At 71.6% G+C, this 20,711-nt stretch carries 23 protein-coding genes and 1 riboswitch; of the genes, 13 read left to right on the top strand and 10 right to left on the bottom strand.

What is annotated here, in order from left to right; translation table 11 throughout:
- Positions 1-34 precede the first annotated feature (34 nt).
- The 4 genes from HHL28_RS02835 to HHL28_RS02820 form a co-directional block, all read right to left on the bottom strand.
- Positions 35-1,030 (bottom strand): potassium channel family protein, encoded by a 996-nt coding sequence (locus HHL28_RS02835; protein WP_075771653.1) that lies wholly within the window; start codon positions 1,028-1,030, stop codon positions 35-37.
- A 65-nt stretch (positions 1,031-1,095) separates the two neighbouring features.
- On the bottom strand, positions 1,096-1,908 hold the full coding sequence (locus HHL28_RS02830) for an enoyl-CoA hydratase/isomerase family protein (RefSeq protein ID WP_075771652.1): 813 nt from the start codon (positions 1,906-1,908) through the stop codon (positions 1,096-1,098).
- A gap of 30 nt (positions 1,909-1,938) precedes the next feature.
- Entirely contained in the window at positions 1,939-2,208 is a 270-nt protein-coding gene (locus HHL28_RS02825; RefSeq protein ID WP_075771651.1) for a hypothetical protein, read from the bottom strand.
- A gap of 71 nt (positions 2,209-2,279) precedes the next feature.
- Positions 2,280-3,239 carry a pepsin/retropepsin-like aspartic protease family protein gene (locus HHL28_RS02820; protein ID WP_075771650.1) on the bottom strand — a complete coding sequence of 320 codons (960 nt, stop codon included), beginning with the start codon at positions 3,237-3,239 and terminating at the stop codon, positions 2,280-2,282.
- 163 nt (positions 3,240-3,402) lie between these two features.
- On the opposite strand from HHL28_RS02820, the gene HHL28_RS02815 reads away from it, so the two are divergent.
- The gene (locus HHL28_RS02815) at positions 3,403-4,137 is read left to right on the top strand and encodes a hypothetical protein (protein ID WP_075771649.1); all 735 of its coding nucleotides are present in this window, start codon (positions 3,403-3,405) and stop codon (positions 4,135-4,137) included.
- A gap of 57 nt (positions 4,138-4,194) precedes the next feature.
- Here HHL28_RS02815 and HHL28_RS02810 read toward each other — a convergent pair whose 3' ends face one another.
- Positions 4,195-4,797 (bottom strand): ATP/GTP-binding protein, encoded by a 603-nt coding sequence (locus HHL28_RS02810; RefSeq protein ID WP_169654646.1) that lies wholly within the window; start codon positions 4,795-4,797, stop codon positions 4,195-4,197.
- 100 nt (positions 4,798-4,897) lie between these two features.
- Positions 4,898-5,134: riboswitch (cobalamin riboswitch) on the top strand.
- Between the two features lie 242 nt (positions 5,135-5,376).
- On the opposite strand from HHL28_RS02810, the gene HHL28_RS02805 reads away from it, so the two are divergent.
- The 6 genes from HHL28_RS02805 to HHL28_RS02785 are packed head-to-tail and all read left to right on the top strand — an operon-like array spanning position 5,377 to position 10,027.
- Positions 5,377-7,359 carry a TonB-dependent receptor plug domain-containing protein gene (locus tag HHL28_RS02805; RefSeq protein WP_075771647.1) on the top strand — a complete coding sequence of 661 codons (1,983 nt, stop codon included), beginning with the start codon at positions 5,377-5,379 and terminating at the stop codon, positions 7,357-7,359.
- Positions 7,359-7,793, top strand: coding sequence for an ABC transporter substrate-binding protein (locus HHL28_RS02800; protein ID WP_169654644.1), 435 nt, complete (start codon positions 7,359-7,361; stop codon positions 7,791-7,793). Before HHL28_RS02805 ends, HHL28_RS02800 begins: the two co-directional genes overlap by 1 nt.
- 5 nt (positions 7,794-7,798) lie before the next feature.
- Positions 7,799-8,239 (top strand): substrate-binding domain-containing protein, encoded by a 441-nt coding sequence (locus HHL28_RS02795; protein WP_169654642.1) that lies wholly within the window; start codon positions 7,799-7,801, stop codon positions 8,237-8,239.
- Positions 8,236-8,673: an iron chelate uptake ABC transporter family permease subunit gene (locus tag HHL28_RS19090; protein WP_449687214.1), complete on the top strand. Its 438-nt coding sequence runs from the start codon at positions 8,236-8,238 to the stop codon at positions 8,671-8,673. Before HHL28_RS02795 ends, HHL28_RS19090 begins: the two co-directional genes overlap by 4 nt.
- On the top strand, positions 8,607-9,239 hold the full coding sequence (locus HHL28_RS19085) for a FecCD family ABC transporter permease (protein WP_449687210.1): 633 nt from the start codon (positions 8,607-8,609) through the stop codon (positions 9,237-9,239). The genes HHL28_RS19090 and HHL28_RS19085 overlap by 67 nt, the downstream gene beginning before the upstream one ends.
- Complete coding sequence (locus HHL28_RS02785) at positions 9,236-10,027, top strand: ABC transporter ATP-binding protein (protein ID WP_075771644.1); 792 nt, start codon at positions 9,236-9,238, stop codon at positions 10,025-10,027. The genes HHL28_RS19085 and HHL28_RS02785 overlap by 4 nt, the downstream gene beginning before the upstream one ends.
- Here the strand turns inward: HHL28_RS02785 and HHL28_RS02780 are convergent.
- The gene (locus HHL28_RS02780; protein ID WP_083699190.1) at positions 10,002-10,526 is read right to left on the bottom strand and encodes a MarR family winged helix-turn-helix transcriptional regulator; all 525 of its coding nucleotides are present in this window, start codon (positions 10,524-10,526) and stop codon (positions 10,002-10,004) included. The two genes, HHL28_RS02785 and HHL28_RS02780, sit on opposite strands and share 26 nt — an antisense overlap.
- A gap of 492 nt (positions 10,527-11,018) precedes the next feature.
- On the opposite strand from HHL28_RS02780, the gene aguB reads away from it, so the two are divergent.
- The 6 genes from aguB to HHL28_RS02750 all read left to right on the top strand — a co-directional run bounded on the left by aguB (position 11,019) and on the right by HHL28_RS02750 (position 16,384).
- A complete protein-coding gene (aguB, locus tag HHL28_RS02775; protein ID WP_075771643.1) occupies positions 11,019-11,894 on the top strand; it encodes an N-carbamoylputrescine amidase in 876 nt (291 codons plus the stop codon).
- Positions 11,895-12,032: 138 nt separating this feature from the next.
- A complete protein-coding gene (locus HHL28_RS02770; protein WP_169654641.1) occupies positions 12,033-13,724 on the top strand; it encodes an SLBB domain-containing protein in 1,692 nt (563 codons plus the stop codon).
- Complete coding sequence (locus HHL28_RS02765) at positions 13,625-14,314, top strand: serine/threonine-protein kinase (protein ID WP_169654639.1); 690 nt, start codon at positions 13,625-13,627, stop codon at positions 14,312-14,314. The genes HHL28_RS02770 and HHL28_RS02765 overlap by 100 nt, the downstream gene beginning before the upstream one ends.
- Positions 14,221-14,871 carry an SLBB domain-containing protein gene (locus HHL28_RS02760; protein ID WP_404326352.1) on the top strand — a complete coding sequence of 217 codons (651 nt, stop codon included), beginning with the start codon at positions 14,221-14,223 and terminating at the stop codon, positions 14,869-14,871. Before HHL28_RS02765 ends, HHL28_RS02760 begins: the two co-directional genes overlap by 94 nt.
- A gap of 75 nt (positions 14,872-14,946) precedes the next feature.
- Complete coding sequence (locus tag HHL28_RS02755; protein ID WP_075771641.1) at positions 14,947-15,717, top strand: glycosyltransferase; 771 nt, start codon at positions 14,947-14,949, stop codon at positions 15,715-15,717.
- 193 nt (positions 15,718-15,910) lie between these two features.
- Positions 15,911-16,384 carry a helix-turn-helix domain-containing protein gene (locus tag HHL28_RS02750; protein ID WP_083699188.1) on the top strand — a complete coding sequence of 158 codons (474 nt, stop codon included), beginning with the start codon at positions 15,911-15,913 and terminating at the stop codon, positions 16,382-16,384.
- Here HHL28_RS02750 and HHL28_RS02745 read toward each other — a convergent pair.
- The 4 genes from HHL28_RS02745 to HHL28_RS02730 form a co-directional block, all read right to left on the bottom strand.
- A complete protein-coding gene (locus HHL28_RS02745; protein WP_404326350.1) occupies positions 16,291-17,244 on the bottom strand; it encodes a glycosyltransferase family 2 protein in 954 nt (317 codons plus the stop codon). The two genes, HHL28_RS02750 and HHL28_RS02745, sit on opposite strands and share 94 nt — an antisense overlap.
- Positions 17,241-18,167, bottom strand: a complete 927-nt coding sequence (locus HHL28_RS02740; protein WP_075771639.1) for a hypothetical protein — start codon at positions 18,165-18,167, stop codon at positions 17,241-17,243. The genes HHL28_RS02745 and HHL28_RS02740 overlap by 4 nt, the downstream gene beginning before the upstream one ends.
- A 3-nt stretch (positions 18,168-18,170) precedes the next feature.
- On the bottom strand, positions 18,171-19,415 hold the full coding sequence (locus HHL28_RS02735) for a glycosyltransferase family 4 protein (protein WP_075771638.1): 1,245 nt from the start codon (positions 19,413-19,415) through the stop codon (positions 18,171-18,173).
- 76 nt (positions 19,416-19,491) lie between these two features.
- On the bottom strand, positions 19,492-20,661 hold the full coding sequence (locus tag HHL28_RS02730) for a hypothetical protein (RefSeq protein ID WP_169654635.1): 1,170 nt from the start codon (positions 20,659-20,661) through the stop codon (positions 19,492-19,494).
- Positions 20,662-20,711: the final 50 nt, after the last annotated feature.

The raw sequence follows: 20,711 nt of genomic DNA, 5'->3' as shown, positions 1-20,711 counted from the left end.
CGGCTGCAAGATGGATGGGTGCGGGAACCGTGGATCAATGCCCGGGGCGTTGGCGCGGGTGGGGCGGCCGGTCATGGGCCACGGGCGCGTGGGGATGGGCGTGGTGGTCCGCGCGGTGGCGCTGGCGCTCACTGGAGAAGCTGAAGATGGCGTTGAAGCCGAACAGCAGCAGCAGGACCCCGGCCACCACCTCCCCCGCCACCAGCAGGCGGACCACGTCGGTCACCGGCATGATGTCGCCATAGCCGACGGTGGACAGGGTGATGACGGAGAAATACAGCGCCTCCCCGAAGCTGATGTCCCGGCCCTGGCCATGGACAATGAAGTGGCTGCCGGCGGAGAAGCGGTCCAGCACCGTGTAGAGGCTGGCGAAGACGATCACCAGCAGGGAATAGAAGGTGAAGAAGGCGAAGGCCGGCTCCACCAGCCTTGCCACCTGCTCGAAGAACTCCTCGAACAGAAGGCCCGTGTCCAGCAGCAGCACCGCTACGTCCTTGCTGGCGAACAGGACGATGAGGGAGATGCCGGCCATGGAGGCCAGGAACCAGTCGCTGATCCCCTTGGCCGTCCAGCCCTGCGGCACCAGGAAGGTGGCGAGCCCGATCATCCCCACCGGCACCAGCCAGACGAAGGCGCGGCCGAACTTGTTGTCCAGGCGCCGCCCCTCTTCCAGCACCACGGCGCGGATGTCCGCCCGCACCCGCAGCGCCCCGGCCAGGAAGGCGGCCAGGGGCAGCATGAAGCCGATGGAGAGCACCGGCGCCGACACGGCGGCGAAGTTGGCCTCCACGAAGAAGATGAAGATGCAGGCGTAGATGCCGATGAAGTTGGCGAGCGCGACGGTGAAGAAGCGGCTGCCGGGGAAGAGCCGGTGGAAGGCGGCCACCACCACGGCCACGGAGCCCAGCACCGAAAGGACGAGCCAGCCGGCCACCGCCTCGATGCTCAACGCCTCCAGCCCCAGCAGGGACACGGTGAAGAGCATCGCCGGCAGGGTGTGGTGGACGCGGCGGCGGGCGGTATGGGGCATGGCGGTCCCGGAACGGTTGGACCACCGAACCTAGGCACGGGGTGCCCGGCGCGCCTTGATGTGGGTCAGGACCGGACCCAGTTCGGCTTGCGCTTCTCCAGGAAGCTGGACACCCCTTCCCGCCCCTCGTCGCTGGCCCGGGCGGCGGCGATGCGGTCGGCGGTGTCGGCCATCAGGGCGTCGTCCAAGGGGCGGAAGGCGATGTCGCGGACCAGGCGCTTGCTCTCCGCCAGGGCGTTGGGCCCGCCGGCCAGCAGATGGCCCACCAGCTTCTGCACCGCCGGCTCCAGCCCGTCGGCGGGCAGCACCTCATGCACCAATCCCAAGCGCAGGGCGTCGGCCGCGCCAAAGCGCTCCGCCGTCAGGAAGTAGCGGCGGCAGGCGCGGGGGCCTATGGCGGCGGCCACATAGGGGCCGATGGTGGCCGGGATCAGGCCCAGCCGCACCTCCGTCAGGGCGAACTGCACATGGTCGGCGGCCAGGGCGATGTCGCAGGCGCTGACCAGCCCGCAGGCGCCGGCGAAGGCGTTGCCATGGATCACGGCGACGGTGGGTTTCGGCAGCTCGTTCAGGGTGCGCAGCATGCGGGCGAGGCCCAGTGCGTCCTCCCGGTTCTGCTCCACGGTATAGCCGGCCATCCGGCGCATCCAATTCAGGTCCCCGCCGGCGGAGAAGCTGGGCCCGTTGCCCCGCAGCAGGACGACCCGCACGGCCGGGTCGGCCCCCAAGGCCTGGAAAGCGGCCGTCAGCTCGGCGATGACCCCGTCGTTGAAGGCGTTGTGCACCTCTGGCCGGTTCAGGGTGACGGTGGCGACGGGGGTTCCGGTGCCGGTGACGAGGACAGCGTCGGACGCGGCGCCAGACTCAGCGGCGGACATGGGAAACCCCTGGCGAAGAAGCGGTCGGGCCTATTCGGCGCCGGGCTTCGTAGCACGGCCCGCGGGCGGGGCATAGGCCAGGGTCGTGGGCAGGCGGCGGCTGATCTCATCCACCCGCCCGCTCAGCTCGAAGAACTCCCGCGGGTTCGGGTAATGGGTCATGTTGGTCTCGATCCGGGTCAAGCGGTCGCCCAGGGAGGCAAGCGTGGCCGAATGCTCCGCCTGCACTTTCTCCTGCCGGCTGACCATGGAAATCAGCACGTCAAGCTTTGCCAGGACCTCATCCTTTGGGAAGCTCATGACCCGCCCCGTCCTGTCGCCTGCCACATACTCTAACATTAAGCGTGGCGCGATCAAGGGGCCCGTTTGCTCTACCGGGCCTTGCGCGGCTCCAGGATCAGGCGCTTGCCGGGATAGTCGATTACCAGGTTCCAGCGGCGCAGGGTGCCCATGCCCACTGTGCCGATGGAGTCGCCCTGGTCCATGCGGCCCGAACCCTCATACAAGGGCGTCTCGCCGGTCGCGCGTTCCCCGCCCAGGGCCAGGGTGACGGGCGCGCCCTCCCGCTGGTCGATGGTGCCGTTGACGAGGCAGGCGGTGCGGGATCGCCCCTCCGCCGGCATCACCAGCCCCGGTGCCTTGCCGGCCAGCAGCATCAGGCCGGAATTCTTGCCGGTGTCCACGTGGAAGCGGCCAGGCACGGCGGTGCCGTCGGGCAGGGTGACGCCGCCGTCTACATAGATGTGCCGGTCATGGAAGGTCAGGGGCAGGACGGTGCCGCCCCGGTCGTAGCGGTAGCTGGCGGGATCGTGCAGACGCAGGCGGTTGGCGTCGAAATCCACCTCCACCACGAAGCGGCGGAACAGGTCCATGCCGATGACGCCGCGGAAACCCAGCTTGTGGAACCGGTCCTGGCAAGGCATGGAGCCCAGGGGCACGCCCACCAGGGGCAGGTCGCGGATGGCGATGGGCCCGAAATCCAGGCCGAATCCGAACAGGATGGAGCCGACCGGGCTGGCGGGACTGTCGCCCAGCTTTTCCGCCTTGCTGAGGTCCAGGGCCAGCGGGGCCGTGGGCTCACCGCCATCCAGCAGCACGGTGACCGGGGCACCCGTGTCCAGGACGAAGTCCAGGGTCGCCTTGCCATTGACGGTCCCGGGGATGATGACCAGCCCGTCCCGGTCCTGGAAGGGCAGCTCCACCGGCAGGGCGGCGGCGACCTGGTGGGGTGCGGCCTCCTGCGCCCGCTGCATCCGCAGCGCGTCCACCACCAGACACCCGCTGAGCGCCATCCCGCAGGCGGCCAGCAACAACAACCTCAGCGCACGCATCCCTGGACCCCTGGGCTTGAGACCATCCGGGTGCAGAGCATCGCCATGGGCCCGTAACAATCAACGCGGGAGGTGTAACGCGCCTGTAAATGCCTGGGCTGTGGGCGCAACCGTGGGGCGCGCGGGCTGTTCTGGTGGCGGAACCCGATGGAGGAGAGCCCCCATGATATCGACCCGCACCCACGGAATCATCGATTACGCCGTCTCCGCCGCCCTGTTTGCCACGCCCCGGCTGCTGGGCTGGGACCGCACCGCTACCCGCGTGATGGATGGTGCCGCGGTCCTGTCCACCGCCTATGCCCACCTGACAGATTATGAGCTGGGGGCCTATCCTCTCCTGTCCATGAAGCAGCACTTGGCCGTGGACGCGCTGGAGGGCGCAGCCTTCCTGGCCGCGGCCTGGATGATGGATGACGAGCCGGATGCTGTGCGCGGGGTTATGGCGGGTTATGGCCTGTTCGCCTTGGGCGCGGCGCTGCTGACCGACAGGGAGCCCAAGGGACACCCGGGCGACCTGGCCTCCGCCTTCGGCGGGGGACACGGGATGGACGAAGGCAACTCGGGCGGCCGCCGCACGCGGGCAGGTGCCTGGGTAATGGATGACGACCAGGAGGATACGACCATGCATCTTGATGACCGCTCCCCCGCCCAGGGCCGGGCCGACCTGTCCGAGCGCGAATGGCGCCAGGCCCGCCGTCACGCCCCCACCCCCATGGGTGCCACCAGCGCCGGCAACCGGCAGGGCGCCGACGACCTGCGCGCCCGGGAATGGCAACGCGCGCGCCCCGACGGCAGCGCCGCCCAGAAGGCCTCCGCCGGCCGCAACACCCATAGCAGCGATCCCCGCTTCAGCCCGCAGGACGCGCGGCGCGGGTACATGGCGGGGCAAGGCATCTGAGCCTGGAATTGTCGGGGCTGCCCTGAATGTCGGGGTTCGCTGGCGCTCACCCGCGACCTACAGGGCTTCGTAGGTCGGGGTGACCAACGGGAACCCCGACACCACCCCCCAACCGCCCCAGGACCAAATCCCGGCGGCGCTCCACCCCCATGTTCCCCGGCGGCAGGAACAGCAGGCGGTCGGGGGCAGCCAGCGGCGGCACAGGCCCTCGACCAGTTCCTGGAACTGGAGCTGGTGCCAGGGGTTGCGGCTGCGCACGCCGTCGTCGCCCAGGGGCAGTTCCCCCCAGGGGGTCACCACCACCAGCGTGAAGTCGGCCATGGCCGCCACGGCGCGGGCCAGCAGCGCCTCCGTGCCCGGCTCATCATCCACCTGGTAGCCATTGGCCAGCCAGAAGGCGGCGAAGTCCAGGGGCGTGCGGTCGGTGACCAGGCCGCCCTTGTCCCGGGCCAGGACGGCGGCCAGGTCGTCCGCCTGTTGACGGATCAGGGCCCGGTGCCCCTCCCGCGTCAGGCTGTGGAAGTCGAAGCCGGCCTTCAGCAGCGCCCGCATCGCCTCTGGCACCAGGGGCACGCCCAGCGCCCCTGCCAGCGCTTCCGCCAATGTGGTCTTGCCGGTCCCGGCGCTGCCGGTGATGCCGATCCTGGGGCTTCCGTCCATCCGGCAAGGATAATCCTGCCGCCGGGGCCGATCCAGCCCGCATGGCTTCGATGCTTGCCGCGTCTATGAGCGAGGCTTGATGCAGCGGCCCCACGGGCGGTAATGTTTCCCCCGCGTCGGTCCCTCGACAGGGTGAAAAGGGAACGCGGTGAGGTCCGGGCCTGAAAGGGCCATGGGCCGACGCCGCGGCTGCCCCCGCAACTGTGACCGGAGAGCCAACGCCCCCGCTTGCCCTGCCAAAGGGCCGGCGGCATGCCACTGGACGGCGACGTCTGGGAAGGCTGGGCGGCGGCGATGACCCGGAAGCCAGGAGACCTGCCGGCGCGAAGCGTCACGCAGCCACTGGGCGGGGTGCCCTGGTGGGACGGTTGCTTCCGTTTTGCGGTGACGTGCCCGTTGGGTTGCCGTGGACGGAGGCGTGCCTTGCATCCTCTGAGTGCCCGTGCAGTTCACCGATCACGGTACCGGGACCATGCCCGGCGCCGCCGGTGGCGTGCGCGGTCCATCCGCGGCGGCCCGCCCACCACGGGCCGGACCGCTGGGAACAGGCGACGTCCGGCCGGACAATGCGCGGACGTCATGACACCAAAGTCTTTCCTTAAGCTTGCCCCCCTGCCCTTCCTTGCGGCGGGCCTTCCCGCCCTGGCCCAGTCGCCGGCCGACACCCAGCTTGCCGAGGTGGTGGTGACCGCCACCCGCGTGCCGACACCGGTGGAACGGGTGCCCGCCAGCGTCAATGTCGTCACCCGCGAGGTGATCGGGGAGCGCGCCTACCAGACCCTGCCGGAGGCCCTGTCCACCCTGCCGGGCGTGACCGTGGTCCGCAGCGGCGGCATCGGCAGCAACGCGTCCGTCTTCCTGCGCGGCGCCAACAGCGACCATGTGCTGGTGCTGGTGGACGGGCTGCCCGCCAACGACCCGTCGCTGGCCGCCGGTGCCTTCAACTTCGGCGACGACACCCTGGGCGGGTTCGAGCGGATCGAGGTGGTGCGCGGCCCCGCCTCCACCCTTTACGGCTCCAACGCCATCGGCGGCGTGGTGAACCTGATCACCCGGGCGGGCGGCGACAGCCCGGCAAGCCCGGAGGTGGATGTGGGCGTGGGTACCGACGGTACCTGGCGCGGCACCGCCGGCCTGTATGGCAGCGCGGGGGCGGCGGACTATGGCCTGTCGGTGGAAGGGCTGACCACGGACGGGCAGAACAACACGCCCAAGCGCCTGCGCCGCCCCGGCACCGGCGACAAGGACGGGGCGGAGACTGTGACCGCCACGGCCAAGGGCGTCTACACCTTGGGCTTCGGGACGGTTGAGGGTCTGGTCCGCTACCGCGATGCCCAGTTCGACCTGGACAGCGTGCCCAGCGACGAGCCGAACTATGAGGGCGAGTCGGAGAACCTGACCTGGCAGGTGGCCGGTACGGCGGCCCTGTGGAAGAACCAGCTCACCAGCCGCTTGGCGGTGGGCCAGACCATCTATGACCGCAGCTTCACCGACCGGCCGGACGCCAACGACAGCGGCACCAGCGACGACCGGTATGAGGGCACCCGCAGCCAGCTCGACTGGCAGAACAGCCTGGCCGTGTCCGGCGCGCCGGAACTGCGGGACATCGTCCTGACCGGCGGCCTGACCCTGACGCGGGAGGATGTGGAGTTCAGCACCCTGTCCGTCTCCGCCTTCGGGCCTTTCTCCTCTGCCGTGGATGAGCGGGCGGACAGCCTGGCCCTGTTCGCCCAGGCGCAGGCGCGGGCCTTCGGCTTCCTGGATTTGAGCGCCGGGGTGCGCCATGACCGGCCGGACGATTATGGCAGCCGCACCACCTGGCGGGTGGGCGCGGTCGCCGCGGTGGCGGAGCTGCCGGGCGGCGGTGAGGTGCGGCTGAAGGGCAATGTGGGCACCGCCTTCAAGGCGCCGACCCTGTATGACCGGTTCGGCACCAACAGCTTCCGCTATGTCGGCAACCCGAACCTGCGGCCGGAGAAGTCCACCGGCTATGAGGCCGGGGTGGAGGCGGATGTGGCCGGCCTGGGCCGGGACGACCTGGTGCGCGCCGGGGTGGTCTATTTCCGCAACGACATCAAGGACCTGATCACCTTCCAGTACAACGCCGACTTCTCCAGCACCGTGGTCAATGTGGGCAAGGCGGACAGCGAGGGGGTGGAGGCCACCCTGGCCCTGCGGCCCGCCGACGGGGTGGAGTTGGCGGCGAGCTGGACCTGGACCGACGCCCGCAACGACGACACGGGTATCCGCCTGCTGCGCCGGCCGGAACATGCCCTGGCCTTCACGGCGCGGCTGGAGCCGGTGGACGGGCTGATGCTGTCGCCGGAGCTGACCTTCGTCGGGCAGCGGCTGGATGCCACCTATGCCGACAACGGCAACTTCCTGGGCACCCGGGGCGTGGGTGGCTATTGGCTGGCCAATTTGGCGGCGACCTATCAGGTGACGGAGGGCTGGAGCCTGTATGCCCGCGGGTCCAACCTGCTGGACCGCCGGATAGAGAACCCCAGCGGCTTCGCCCAGCCCGGCGCCTCCGCCCTGGCGGGCGTGCGGGGGAGGTTCTGATGGGCCGGGGGGCGCGGCGGCTTCTGGCGGCGCTGGCGACGGCGGTCGCGCTGGCGGCCGCGCCCCCCGTGCTGGCCAAGCCACAGCGCGTGGTCAGCCTGAATCTGTGCACCGACCAGGTGGCGGTGCTGCTGCTGCCGCGGGAGCGGATCGCTGCCCTGTCCTTCCTGGCCTTGGACCGGGAGTTGTCGGCGGTGGCCGATTCGGCGGCGGGGCTGCCCACCGTCCAGGGCATGGCGGAGGAAATCCTGCCGTTGCAGCCCGATCTGGTGCTGGCGGGCAGCTTCACCACCCGGCCAACCGTGGCCCTGTTGCGGGCGCGGGGCATCAAGGTGCTGGAGTTGGGGCTGGCTGACGATTTTGACGCCATCCGCGCCCAGTTGCGCCAAGTGGCGGACGCGCTGGGGAGCGGGAGCGGGCGGAGGCCCTGCTAGCCGGGATGGATGCCAAGCTGGCCGCGGCGACGCCGGAGGATGGCCAACGGCCCAGTGCCCTGTCCCTGGCGCCCGGCGGCTTCACGGCCGGGTCGGGCACCTTGTCCGACACGGTTATGCGGGCGGCAGGCCTGCGGAACTACGCGGCGGCCCGCGGGCTGGCGGGATATGGCTACCTGCCGGTGGAGACGGTGGCGGCGGACCCGCCCGACCTGCTGCTGGACAAGCCGGAGGGGGGTGGCACCTCCCCCTCCCTCGCCAACCGGCTGCTGGCCCACCCGGCCCTGGCGCGCAGCGTGCCGGCGGAGCGGCGGCCCGTGGTGCCGGGGGCGCTGATCACCTGCGGCACGCCGCTGACCGCCGATGCGGTGACCCTGCTGTCCGAGGCGCGGGACAGGCTGCTGGCAGTCCCGCCCCAGGTGGCGGAACGTGGCGCGGTGCCATGACCGTGATCCCCTTGGCCGAACGCTTGTTGCTGCCGGGGCTATCCCTGCTGGTCGCCCTGTTGTTCCTGGGCAGCCTGGCCGTGGGGCCGAGTGCCGTGTCCCTGCCCCAGGCGGCGGCGGACTGGTGGCGCGGCGGCGACAGCACGGCCGCGGTGATCTTCGCGGAGATCCGCCTGCCCCGCGCCATCCTGGGCCTTGCCGTAGGCGCGGTGCTGGGCCTGTCGGGGGCGGCCCTGCAAGGCCTGTTGCGCAACCCGCTGGCCGAGCCGGGGCTGGTGGGCGTGTCGGCCAGCGCTGCCCTGGGTGCCGTCATCACCTTCTACAGCGGGCTGACCCTGGCCTTCCCCCTGGCCCTGCCGCTGGGGGGATGGCGGGGGCGCTGCTGGCCACGGGGGTGCTGTACCTGCTGGCAGGCCGCGATGCGGGCGTGCTGACCCTGATCCTGGCCGGCGTGGCGGTGAGCAGCCTGGCGGCGGCGCTGACGTCGCTGGCCCTGTCCCTGTCGCCCAACCCCTTCGCCCTGACGGAGATCGTGTTCTGGATGCTGGGCTCCCTGGCCGACCGCAGCCTGGAGCACGTGCTGCTGGCCACCCCCTTCATGCTGCTGGGGGCGGCGCTGCTGCTGTCCGTGGGGCGGGGGCTGGACGCGCTGAGCCTGGGGGAGGACACGGCCCGGTCGCTGGGCTTTTCCGTGTCCCGCGTGGGCGCCCTGGTCATCGTCGGCACGGCCCTGGCGGTGGGGGCGGCGGTGGCCGTGGCGGGGGCCATCGGCTTCATCGGGCTGATCGTGCCCCACCTGCTGCGCCCCCTGGTAGCCCACCAGCCGGGCCGCCTGCTGGCCCCGTCGGCCCTGGGCGGGGCGGCTCTGGCTCTGGCCGCGGACATCGCGGTGCGACTCGGCGGGCCAGGGCCGGAGCTGAAGCTGGGCGTCGTCACCGCCCTGCTGGGCGCGCCCTTCTTCCTGGCGCTGGTGCTGCGCCTGCGGCGGAGCGTGGCATGAGCATGCTGGCCGCCGCCGACCTGTCCGTCAGCCTGGGCGGCGCGCCTGTCCTGCGCGGCGTGGGCCTGGCCTTGCGGCCGGGGGAGTTCACGGCCCTGGTGGGGCCGAACGGGGCGGGCAAGTCCACCCTGCTGCGCACCCTGGCGGGCTTGGCCCCGTCGGACGCCGGGACTGTCACCCTGGACGGCGTCCTCCTGCCCGCGGTGCCGGCGCGGGAACGGGGGCGGCGGCTGGCCTACCTGGCCCAGGCGTCCACGGTGCACTGGCCCCTGACCGTGGAAAGGCTGGTGGCGCTGGGGCGGCTGCCGCACCTGGAGCCCTGGCGGCGTCCGGGCCCGGCGGACGCGGCGGCCATCGACCGGGCCCTTTCCCTGTGCGACGTGGAGGGATTCCGCGACCGGGCGGTGACCAGCCTGTCGGGCGGGGAGCGGGCGCGGGTCTTGCTGGCCCGGGCCCTGGCGGGTGACCCGGCCCTGTTGCTGGCGGATGAGCCGGTGGCCGGGCTGGACCCCTACCACCAGCTCCGCGTGATGGAGGTGCTGCGCGACCGGGCCGCGGCGGGCACGGGCGTGCTGGCCGTGCTGCATGACCTGGCGCTGGTGGCGCGGTTCTGTGGCCGGGTCATTCTGCTGGAAGCGGGCCGCGTGGTGGCTGACGGCCCCCCGTCGCTGGTGCTGGAACCCGGCCTGCTGTCGCGCCTGTATGGCGTGGCCTGGCGCGACCTGGGGGACGGGGTGATGCTGCCGTGGGAGCGGCTGGGGGTCAGTCCTCCAGCGCCTCGGGACTGACGAGGCCGGTGGCCGGGTCCGTGGCGCTGTCCAGGTTGCCGATGATCCGGGCGAGGATCGCCATCAGCTGAGCCATCTGGTCCTCCGGCATGCCGGCCACGGCGGCGCGGGCCACCTCTGCCGAGCAGGGCAGCAGCACCCCCCGCAGGTCCTTGCCCTTGGGCGTCAGGAAGATGTTGACCTTGCGACGGTCGTGGGGATTGCGCACCCGGGTGACCAGGCCGCGCCGCTCCATGCTGTTGATGGCGGTGACGGTGGTGGGCTCCATCATCCCCACCCGCTGGCTGAGTTCGCGCTGGGTCAGGCCATCCTGTTCCCACAGGGCACGAAGGAAGAACCACTGGCCCATGCTGACGCCGTGCAGCGCGATCCGCGACTGGAGCGCGCGCGACATCGCCCGGTGCGCGTCACGCAGCACCTGTCCAAGGCCCGCCTCCACCTCCCCGCTGGTGGCTTGGCCTTCGATCCCTTCCGTGGCCGCCCGTTCTTGTTTCGTCATCAATGTTTCCGAGTCAGCAACCAAACTGCGTCCCGCGTGCTCCCACCCAGCTCGGAACCAGTGTTCCGGGCGGACGCCAACTTGTTTCCGGCGAAACTAAAGCTGGCATCCTTTGGTTATAGTGTGACCTACGGTTGGTCAAACGGGAATGTGAAGATTTTCTGGTTCAATGGCAACAGGCGGAAAAGACTTCAGGTCAAATCAGGGCGCCCGTCACAAGGAACAACAATTAATTAGAGGACTAAGCATTACAGTCCAGAGCCGCGCCATATCTGTGCTGCGAAGTTATGCTTGCGTCAATCTCCCCGAACTTTCCGGTCGGGGGTACCCCGGAGAGGCGCGCCCGCCCAGGGCGCGACATGCGGGGCGGGTATGGCAGGCCCGTTCCATCCCGACCTGATTTCGGTCTAGACCATGCCCATCTTGGCGCTGCCTGGGCCGCCCCCGTCGTGGCGGGCTGCCCCGGCACCCATGCGAGGGGGGAAGTGGACGATGCGACAGGTGACAGTGGCGGCGACGCAATTCGCCTGCGGATGGGACCGGGAGGCCAACCTGGCCAAAGCGGAGGAGATGGTGCGCCGGGCCCATGCCCGGGGCGCGAACATCATCCTGCTGCAGGAGCTGTTCGAGACGCCCTATTTCTGCAAGGAGCAGAAGGCCGAGCTGTTCGACCTGGCCGCCCCTGCCGAGGGCAACCCGGTGCTGGCCCGCATGTCCGCCCTGGCCCGGGAACTGTCCGTGGTGCTGCCGGTCAGCTTCTTCGAGCGCGCCAACAACGCCTGCTACAACTCCCTGGGCACGATCGATGCCGACGGCACCGTGCTGGGCATCTACCGCAAGAGCCACATCCCCGACGGGCCGGGTTACCAGGAGAAGTATTATTTCAACCCTGGCGACACGGGCTTCCAGGTCTATCAGACCCGCTACGCCCGGATCGGCACGGCCATCTGCTGGGACCAGTGGTTCCCCGAGTCGGCCCGGGTGATGGCGCTGAAGGGGGCGGAGCTGCTGTTCTACCCCACCGCCATCGGGTCGGAACCCCATGACGACAGCATCGACAGCCGCGACCACTGGCAGCGGGTGATGCAGGGCCATGCCGGCGCCAACCTGCTGCCCCTGGTGGCCAGCAACCGCATCGGCCGGGAGGATGAGCAGAGCTGCGGCATCACCTTCTACGGGTCCAGCTTCATCGCCGGCCCGAAGGGGGAAAAGGTGGCCGAGGCGGGCCGCGACGAGGAGGCGGTGCTGACTGCCACCTTCGACCTGGACGCGGTGGCCCGGACCCGCACGGCCTGGGGCGTGTTCCGCGACCGCCGGCCGGAGCTGTACGGCCCCCTGCTGACCCTGGACGGCCGTACCCAGCGCTGACCAAGCCGTTGCCTGACGGGCGGAAGCCGGGGTCCCCCAGGGGGCCCCGGCTTTTTTCTTGGCCGGGCTATGGGAGCTTTGCGCTGCCATCTACTTGTGTATGATGGGCGGTCTGCCCGCCCGCCGCGTACATGTCAGATGCCGAACCGTTCCCTGTCGATTTTCCTTCTGCTCTGCCTCCTCTGCTGGTTGCCGCCGCCGGTCCAGGCGGCAGGGCCGGGACGGGTGGAGCAGGAATTCAGCCGCCGCGCGGGGGAGCCCCTGCGCCTGTACGGCCACGGCCTGTTCGCGGAGGCCCCGGCCGGCCGGCCCCCGGCCCTTGGGTCGGCGGCGGACAGCCATGTGCTGGGGCCTGGGGACGAGGTGCTGGTGGTGTTGCGGGGGCTGGTGAGCGGGGTGAGCCGCCACCGGATCGGGGTCGACGGGCTGCTGCTGGTCAACGACCTGCCCCCGCTGCCGGCGGCCGGGAAGACGTTGGGAGCCTTGCGGGCGGAGTTCGACGCGCTGGTGGCGACGGGCTTGAGCCAGACCAGCGGCCACCTGTCCCTGGCAGAGGCCCGGCGCCTGTCCGTGCTGGTGGTGGGGGAGGTGGCGCGACCCGGGCCGCAGGAAGTGCCTGCCTTCGCCAGCGTGCTGGACGGGCTGGCCGCGGCCGGCGGCGTGCTGGCCGGGGGAAGCCTGCGGGCCATAAGGCTGGTCCGGCCCGGTGGTGACCCGGCCGGGGTGCCGGTGGACCTCTATGAGTTGCTCCGGGACGGGGCTGGTGCCGCGACGGAGCGGTTGCGTGACGGCGACCGGCTGGTCGTGCCGCCCCTGGGGCCAGTGGTGGCGGTGGCCGGCCGCGTCGCCCGCCCGGCCCTGTATGAGCTTCCCGCCGACGGCCGTCCGGCCACCCTGGCCGGGCTGCTGGACCTGGCCGGCGGGGCACTGGATGCCGGCCCGCCGGCCGCCGTGCGGCTGCATGCCGGACCGGACGGCAGCGAGCGGAGCGCCATCGTCACCGACCCCGACCGTCCCCTGTTCCGCTCCGGCGACATCCTGCTGTACGGCACCCGCCGCCCCGACCGCCTGGACACGGTGGAGCTGGCGGGCCATGTGCGCCAACCCGGCCCCCGCCCCCTGTCGGCGGGCGGCCGCCTGTCCGGCCTGCTGGCGGAGGCGGACCTTCTGCCGGACGCCTATCGCCCCTTCGCCGTGGCCGTGGGCATCGACCCGACCACCGGCAGCCGCCGGCTGGAGGCCGTGGACCTGGAGGCCGTGCTGGACGGGCGCGACGGCCCGTCACTGGCAGGGGGTGGGCGGCTGCTGGTCCTGGGGCCCGCGGACATTTCCTATCTTGGCAGCCGGCAGGTCCTGTCCCTTCTGGCCGGCCCGCCCATCCCGCCGGGAGAGGACTGCCCAGGCCTTTCCGCGCTGGCCGCCACCCTGTCGGCGGACCCGGAGGGGGTGTTGGCACGGGGGCGCTGGCCCAGGCCGCGGCCGGCTTGTCGGGGCCACCCCTGCCCTGCCCCGACCTTTTCACGGCGGAGCCCGACCTGCTGCCCTTCGCCCTGGCCAATGCAAGGCTGCTGCGCCGGGGCGTGCTGCGGCCCGGCCCCTACCCTGCCGCCCCGGGCGTTGGCGCGACCCGGCTGGTCCAGGCGGCCGGCGGCACCGGCGCCCCGGTCGGGGAAACCGGCGCGGGGCAGGTCCTGGATGCCGGCCCTGCGGGGGTGGAGCTGGCGGGGGCCGTGCGGCTGCCGGGCGTGCGGGACCTGTCGGCGACACCGACCTTGCGCGCCCTGCTGCGGGACGGGGAGGCGTTGGCCCCCGACGCCTATGGGCTGCTAGCGGTGCTGGAACGGTTCGACCGGGCCCGCCTGGCCCGTGTCCTGATCCCCTTCGCCCCCGTGGAGGTGCGGTCCGGCGGCAGCGACCGCCGGCTGCAGGAGGGGGACCGGGTGCGCATCCTGTCGCGGTCGGAGGTGGCGGCCCTCCCCGCCGAACCCGGGGCGGACGCCCCGGGGGACCCGGCCACGTCCCGCCCACCCCGGCCGGACCTGCCCGACGACGTGCTGGCCCTGCTGCTGGAGCACCGGGCCTGGGTGGGCGGGGCGGTGCGCCAGGCCGGGGCCTACCCGGTGGCGGAAGGGGTGGCCCTGGGCGCCCTGCTGCAAGCCGCGGGCGGGCTGGCCCTGGGCGCGGACCCGGCGCTGCTGGAACTGTCATCCCCACCGCCCCCGGCCGGGCGGGACACCCGCGGCGGGTCGGGCTGGAGGACACCCGGGTCGGACCGGGGGACAGCGTGCGGGTGGGCTCGCGCCTGCCGGCCGCCGCCCGGCGGACGGTGGTCCTGGCCGGGGAGGTGGCGCAGCCCGGCACCTATGACATCGCCCCGGACGAGACCCTGTCCGGCCTGCTGGCCCGGGCCGGGGGGCTGACGGCCTCGGCCTATCCCTATGGGGCCGTCTTCACGCGGGAAAGCGCCCGGCGGGAGCAGGAGGCGGCGCTCCGCCGCTATGCCGCAGAGGTGGACCGGGCGCTGGAGGAACAACTCCGCCGCGCCAACCCGCCCGCCGCCGACCGGGTGGAGATGGCCCGGCGCCTGTCCCAAGACCTGCACCGGGCCCAGGCCCTGGGCCGGATCACCGTGCAGGCCGACCCCGCCGCCCTTGCCGCGGACCCGTCCCAGGACATCACCCTGGAGCATGGCGACCGCCTGACCATCCCCAAGCGCCCCCTGACCGTGACGGTGGTGGGGAGGTGCTGTCGCCGGCATCACTGCAGTTCCGGTCCGGCAAGGGGTCGGACGATTATCTGGAGGAGGCGGGCGGCACGACCCGCAACGCGGACGAGGACTTGGCCTTCGTCATCCTGCCGGACGGCAGCTCCCGCCCGCTGGAGCGGCTGCCCGACCTGTACCGGGTGGCCGGGATCCCGCCGGGGTCCACCATCGTCGTGCCGCGCGACCCGGAGCCGCTGGAGTTCCTGCCCCTGACCCAGAGCGTGACCGGCATCCTGAGCCAGTTGGCCCTGACGGCGGCGGCCATCGTCAGCATCGCGGACTGACGGGATGGACGGACCGCTGCTTTCCGTGATCACGGTCACACGGGACGACCGGGCCGGCCTAGCCCGGACACGGGCCTCCCTGGACGCGCAGGGCTGGCGGGAGTTCGAATGGCTGGTGGCCGACGGCGGCTCCACCGACGGGACCCTTGGGGACTTGGCCAGGGACCCGCCCCACTGGTGGGACAGCCGGGTCGATGGCGGGCCCTTTGGCGGGATGAACAGGGCCATGGGACAGGCCCAGGGCCGTTACCTGCTGTTCCTGAACGGCGGCGACCGGCTGGCCGGGCCGGGCGTGCTGGCCGGGGTGGCGGCGGCGTTGCGGGCCGGGTCACCGGACCTGCTCTATGGCGACGCGTTGGAGGACCCGGGGACCGGGCACTTGGCCTTGAAACCGTCCCGGCACTGGCGTTGGGTCTGGTACGGCATGCCGGCCCACCATTGCGCCATCCTGTACCGGCGCGACCTGGTGGCCGACATGGAGTTCGACATGTCCTACCGCATCGCGGCCGATTACGCCTTCACCCTGGAGGCGATTCGGCGCGCCTGCCGGATTTCCCGCATGCCTAGCGCCCTGGCCGTGTTCGCCCCCGACGGGCTGTCACGTCGGCACGCGGCCTTGGGACGGCAGGAACAGGACCGCATCCGTGCGGAGATCCTGGGGCTGCCCCAGGGTGTTCGGCGTTGCATCTCTGCCCTGCAATTCTGCATGGCAAGCCTCAGAAGCGCGCATCCCGCGGCTTACGCGTACCTGCGCTTCGGGCGGAAGCAAAGTTAATGAACAAACTTCTCCTCCCCGAATTGGTGCCGACCGGGGGCCGCAACCGTTATTGGCATAGCCGGGGCGATGGGGTGATTTCGGCCACAAGACCGGGGCCGGCAGAAGCCCTTCGACTACGCATAAATCCGTTTGCCCGCTAAGGATTCTGCACTATACACGCTTGGCCGCCGTGCAAGGTTGGGAGAGGAAGATGATCGCAAAGAAGAGCTCGAAGAAGGCCAATCTGGCGAGCCCGTACTCGCTGTCAAAGCGTGGCGAGGGCCCCAACCCCATCGACATCCATGTGGGACAGCGCCTGCGCCTACGCCGCACGCTTCTGGGCTTGAGCCAGGAAACCCTGGGTGAGGCGGTCGGCATTACCTTCCAACAACTGCAGAAGTATGAGCGCGGCGCCAACCGGATCAGCGCGAGCCGTCTGTTCAACTTGTCCCAGGTCTTGGGCGTGCCGGTGACCTTCTTCTTCGAGGACCTGCCGGCCCAGGGCCCCGACCTGTCGAACGGCGTGCCCAGCGAAACCCAGGAGTTCGAGTCCATGGCCCGGCGGGAAACGCTGGAGCTGGTCCGCGCCTATTACCGCATCCCGGAGGAGCCCGTCCGCCGCCGCGCGTTCGAGCTGATCAAGGCGCTGGCCGGTGACGTGGAAGAGGACGACTCCGAGGACTGAGCGTCGTCGGGCCGGCCCTGTCGGGATGCCAGCCAGTCACGCTTGTAACCAACCTGCCAGTAATAGAATGCCCGGGCCAGGGCGTGGTGCAGACCCGCCCGCCCGTCCAGGAAGCCCAGGCGCAGGCCGTATTCCAGCAGGAACAGCAGGCCGGGGCGGCACGGCAGGCGGCGGAAAACCCGCTTCAGCGCCCGCCGCCAGGGCCCCTCCCCCGCCAGCAGCGCTGCCCGCCCGCCACCATGGTCCAGGTGGGCCTCCCAATCCGAATAGCGGTTGTGCCGCTCGAACCAGGCGAAGGGCGGCTTGGCGTCGGCATGGAGCAGCGGCGCGCGCAGCCGCCCGACCGGCCCGTCGACGACGGGCTGGTAGTGCCCCTCAACCTCCCACATGGTCGCGATGCCCAGGTCCGGGCAGGGCGCGAAACGGCAGCGTCGCCGGTGCATCAGGGCCACCTTGCGGAAGCGCGCGCCGAAGCGCAGCACCCGACCCAGCACCACGGGCCGGCTATCCAGCATATAGGCCGCGGCGTCCGGTCCCCGGCACACCAGCCCGCGCAGTTCCCCCGCCAGGGCCGGTGTGACGCGCTCATCCGCGTCCACGAACAGGACCCAGTCGTGCCGGAGGGGCAAATTATCCAGGCACCACTGCTTCTTCTTGGGATAGCGCCCGTCCCAACGGAACGGCACTACCCGAACCCCGGCAGCGAAAGCCAGGCGGGCGGTGTCATCGCCGCTGCCGCTGTCCACCACGAAGATTTCCGCGAAGGGCTCCAGGCTCCGCAGGCAGTCCTGGATGTTCTCCGCCTCGTCCCGGGTCATGACGACCACGGACAGGGGAACGGGGGGCGTCTTCCCGGTCACCGGCCGAACCGGGTCAGGCCCAGGCGGGCGGTGACGGCGAAGACCATCAGCCCCATGCCGGCCACGGCGCCCAGAGGCAGCAGGACCACGGGGTTGGGCCAGTCCGGCAGGGCCTGCGCGTGGGCGGGCTCGATCACGTCGGCGGCGAAGGGCAGGTCAATGTCCAGCATCATCAGGATACGTTCCTGGTCCGCCAGCAGCGCGCCCAGCGCCCGTTCGTCCCCGGCCTTGCTGATCCCCTTCAGCTTATCCCGCACATAATCCACCTCCTTGCCCGTGCGGCGGGCCGCTTCCTCCCGCAGCAGCCGGTCGGCGACCATATGCAGGCGCGACACCAGCATGATGGCGAAGGCACGGTCCTCATGCCGGAAGGAGATGCGGTGGATGGGTCCGCCATGCACCTTCTCCAGCGTCAGCTTGCGGCGGAGATGGCGGGACAGGCTGACCGCGTCCGGGGGTGCCCAGGTGGGCTGGCCCACCAGCCAGCGCAGCAGCCGCGCCCCCAGCGACATCGGGTCCATGGCCGGGCGCCATTCCTTCAGGTCCGCGTCCCAGGCGGAGGGGAACAGGCGGGCCATCAGGCCGGTATCGGCGGCCAGCCTTTCCGCCACGGGGACGGAGACCATCAGCTCCAGATAGCGGCTGAAGTCGGACAGCAGCTCCTCCCCCGACCCGCCTTCGGCCACCGGGCGGACCGGGTTGGTGACGGCGCTGGGCACCCGCATGCCCATGCCCGCGGGTCCGATGCGCCCGGTGGGGCCGATGGTGATGGCGGCCGTGTATTGCGGCGTCACCAGCCAGAGCCCGGCCAGGGCCAGCAGGAACCCGGCAAGCCCGGCCCACAGGACGCCTCGCCAGGAGGCGCGCAGGTCCTGCCGCAACTGCCCGACCGCCACAGGGATGCTGTGCAGCCCGCCATCCATGGCTCAGCCCACGCGGCCGGGGCCGAGGGGGGTGGTGACCGGCAGGGACAGGCGGCGGATGAGACGCGGGCGGGCCACCCGCCCTTCCAGCAGCTCCGACGCCAGGCCGGCAAAGGCCGCGGGGCCCGGCCGGTCCCGGAAGGCCGCCCTTTCCCGGGCCGCCGCTTCCGTCCAGGCTTCCAGCATTCCCGGATGCTCCAGGCAGGCCTGGACGGCGGCAGCCAGGGCTTCCCCATCCGGAGGCACGACGCGGCCAGCCCCGGACGCCGCCACCTGCCGCGCGGCGGTGCCATCGGGCGGGCCACAGAACAGCACGGGCCGGCCCGCCCCGAGGGCGGCCGGGACCTTGCAGGGAACCAGCATGCCGACCGTCGCCGGTTCCATCAGGGCCAGATGCAGGTCGGCCGTGGCGGATACCATGGCCGCCCGCCCATCATCCAGGTAGGGCAGCAGGGAAAGGTTGCGCAGGCTGGCGGCGTCCTGGTCCAGGGCCTGCCGTCGCCGACCTGCCCCCATGACAACGATCTGGACCGGCGCCCCGGCTGCCTGCAGGCGCCGTGCTGCGTGCAGAAGGGGGGCCGTGGGGTGGACGAGGCCGATGGTCCCGGCATAGAGCAGGACCAACCTGCCCCGCGCGGCGGGGACGATTTCCTCCAATGCGCCGCGGTCGGGCTTGGCGGCCAGCAACCCGGCCTGGGGCCAGTTGGGGATGGGGTGGATGCGGCGGGGGTCCAGGCCGCGGGCGGCGAGCCGGTCGGCCATGCAATCCCCGATGGGCACCAGCCGGTCGCACCGCGCCAGGGCCGCCGTGGACAGCCCCGCGAGCGCCAGCGCCGCCGCCTTGGGCAGAGCCAGCCCCACGCGGGGGAACAGGTCCGGGTACAAGTCCTGGCACCAATGCACCAGGGCCGCACGATGCCGCGCCCGCAAGGCCGGCCCGGCCAAGTGCAGCAGGGGCGGGTCGGTCATGGTGACCACCAGGTCATGGCGCGGCTGCGCCAAGGCAAGGCGTGCCAGCCGCCCCAGGCTGCCCAGATAGGCGCGGGCACTGGCCCCCGACACCCGGCCCCCGGTGCGGCGGACAGTGAGCCCGGGCATGGGCGTGGCGTCGCCTTCACCCTCGGCCACCACGGTGACCTGCCAGCCCTGGTCGGCCATGTGGCAGGCGACATCCGCCAACAGGCGCCCCGTCGCCCCCGCGTCCGGCGGGTAGACCCGGTTCACGAACAGGATGGAACGCGCGGCCATGGGATCGCCCTGCCGGATAGGTCGCTTACTACAAGAGAATGACCCCCATCATATTCTTTGTAAAGCCGCAAGCGGCTTAGCCGCCCCGCCCGCGGGCCGTGAGCAAGGCCAGGAGCAGGCCGAAGCACAGGAACTTGAAGGAGGTATGGAGGAACAGGCCCAGCAGCAGGGACGGCCCTGCCGCCAGAAGCAGGTCGGGCCGGCGTGCCTGTGCCGCCAGGATGCGGCCCGCCAGCAGGCCCAGATAGGCCAGGACCAGCACCAGCCCCACGGCCCCCACCTTCAGCAACAAGTAGCTGGCCAAGCTGTGGGTATAGGAGACGCGGAGATACCCCACCGCCGGGTTGGACAGCAGGGCGCCCCAGCCGTCGCCCAGCAGGAACGCGACCGGGGAACGGCCGGTCTGGGCCAGCACGGCCTCCACCTCCGCCAACCGGTTGTTCAGGCCCACCGCTTCGGTCTTGCGCGCGACCAAATCCAGCGCGTCCAGCAGCACCGGGCCCAGGATGGAGGAGGCGGCCAGCAAGCCCAGCAGCAGGACCAGCCCCAGCCGGGGCCGCAACAGCCCCTGCGCCACGAAGCCGATCCCCAGCGCGCCCAGGCACAGCAACAGCGCCGCCCGGTGCACCGCCTCTGCCAGGGCACCCAGGCAGGCGAGGCCGGCGATGAGGCCCAGGCCCGCCAGGACCCAGCCGCCCCTGCCCGGTCGCTCCAACGCAGGGCGGAGGCCCGCGAGGGGCAGCCAGACCGCGGCAAAGGGCACGGTGGCGCTGTTCAGCAGGTAGTCCGCGCTGTTGGGGCCCGCCATCCCCGCCGGCCCGATGCCCATGACCTGGCTCCCCCACCAGCGCAGGGCAAAGAGCAGGCCGGCAAGGGCAAAGGCGTGCGCCAGCCGACGCAGCACCCGCGGCGTCAGGCAGGCCAGCAAGGGGCCGAGCAGGAGGGGCAGGAACAGGAACCCAAGGGGGACCACGTCACGCAGGATGTCCCGCTCCGCCCAGCCCAGGGCGATCCCCCGCACCCCGCCCAGCAGCAGCAGGGCCAGCAGGGTGAGGCTGCCCACCCAGTCCAGCATGTCCGCACCGGGCCGCCGCAAGGACAAGCCGCTGGACAAGGCGAACAGCCGTGCCGGGCCGATGGCGGCGAAAAGGCCCAGGGCCACCGCCAGCTCTGCCGGGCCGAAGCCCTGGGGCGCGGGCATGCAGAAGGCGCCATAGGCCATCAGGGCGGCGATGAGCGCCCACACCCGCCACCCCTCCCCAGCCCCCGGTATCGTTCCGTGTAAAGCCACCATTC

Source organism: Aerophototrophica crusticola (assembly GCF_012913305.1).
GTDB lineage: Bacteria > Pseudomonadota > Alphaproteobacteria > Azospirillales > Azospirillaceae > Niveispirillum > Niveispirillum crusticola.
The sequence above is the reverse complement of the archived record's forward strand: the minus strand, read 5'-3'. Positions and strand labels throughout refer to the sequence as shown.